Annotated in this window: 1 protein-coding gene; it reads right to left on the bottom strand. The window is 62.0% G+C overall.

Translation table 11 applies throughout. The annotated features are described in order from the left end of the window. Nucleotides 1–1,216 (bottom strand): serine hydroxymethyltransferase (gene glyA / locus QH168_RS00010; protein WP_280232231.1); only part of this gene is annotated, 1,216 nt, incomplete at both ends.

The following is a 1,216-nucleotide window of genomic DNA, read 5'->3' as shown; positions in this document are numbered from 1 at the left end:
GCCAGTTTGCGGACCCGGCCACGCAGTGTCTCGACATCGGAACCACCCGCCAGCGCGGTGCCGATGATATCGGCGACCTCGGTGAACTCGCTGTCACCGAAACCACGCGTGGCCAGGGCAGCGGTACCGATCCGCAGACCCGAGGTCACCATCGGCGGACGCGGATCGAACGGAACAGCATTGCGGTTGACCGTGATCCCGATCTCATGCAACAAGTCCTCACCCTGCTGACCATCGAGTTCGGAATTACGCAAATCCACCAGCACCAAATGCACATCGGTACCACCGGTCAACACACTGACACCCCTACCCGCCACATCAGCACCGGTGAGACGCTCGGCCAGGATCTTCGCCCCCGACAACGTCCGCTGCTGACGCTCGGCGAACTCCGCAGTGCCCGCGATCTTGAACGCCACCGCCTTCGCCGCAATCGCATGCATCAACGGCCCACCCTGCTGACCGGGGAACACCGCACTGTTGAGCTTCTTCGCGAACTCCTGCTTCGCCAGAATCAAACCCGACCGCGGACCACCCAAAGTCTTGTGCACAGTGGAGGACACGACATCGGCATACGGCACCGGCGACGGGTGCACACCAGCAGCGACCAGACCAGCGAAATGCGCCATATCCACCCACAAGTACGCGCCGACCTCATCAGCGATCTCCCGGAAGGCGGCGAAATCCTGATGCCGCGGATACGCCGACCAACCGGCCACGATCACCCTCGGCCGCGCCTCGACCGCGATCTTGCGGACCTCATCCATATCGACACGGTGATCTTCCTTGCTCACACCATAGGAATGAACCTCATACAACTTCCCGGAGAAGTTCAACCGCATCCCATGAGTGAGATGCCCGCCGTGAGCCAGATCCAGACCGAGCAGCTTCTCACCCGGACTCATCAACGACATCAACACCGCCGCATTGGCCTGGGCACCCGAATGCGGCTGCACATTGGCGAACTCCGCACCGAACAACTCCCTGGCACGGTCGCGGGCCAGAGTCTCCACCACATCGACATGCTCACAACCACCGTAATAGCGGCGACCCGGATACCCCTCGGCGTACTTGTTGGTCAACACCGAACCCTGCGCCTGCAACACCGCCCGCGGCACAAAATTCTCCGAAGCAATCATCTCGAGCGTGTCACGCTCACGAGCCAGCTCACCCGCCATCGCGGCAGCAACCTCGGGATCGAGCTCACCGAGAGACTGAG

This window comes from Nocardia cyriacigeorgica (assembly GCF_029868385.1).
In the GTDB taxonomy this organism is placed as follows: Bacteria; Actinomycetota; Actinomycetes; order Mycobacteriales; family Mycobacteriaceae; genus Nocardia; species Nocardia cyriacigeorgica_F.
The sequence above is the reverse complement of the archived record's forward strand: the minus strand, read 5'-3'. Positions and strand labels throughout refer to the sequence as shown.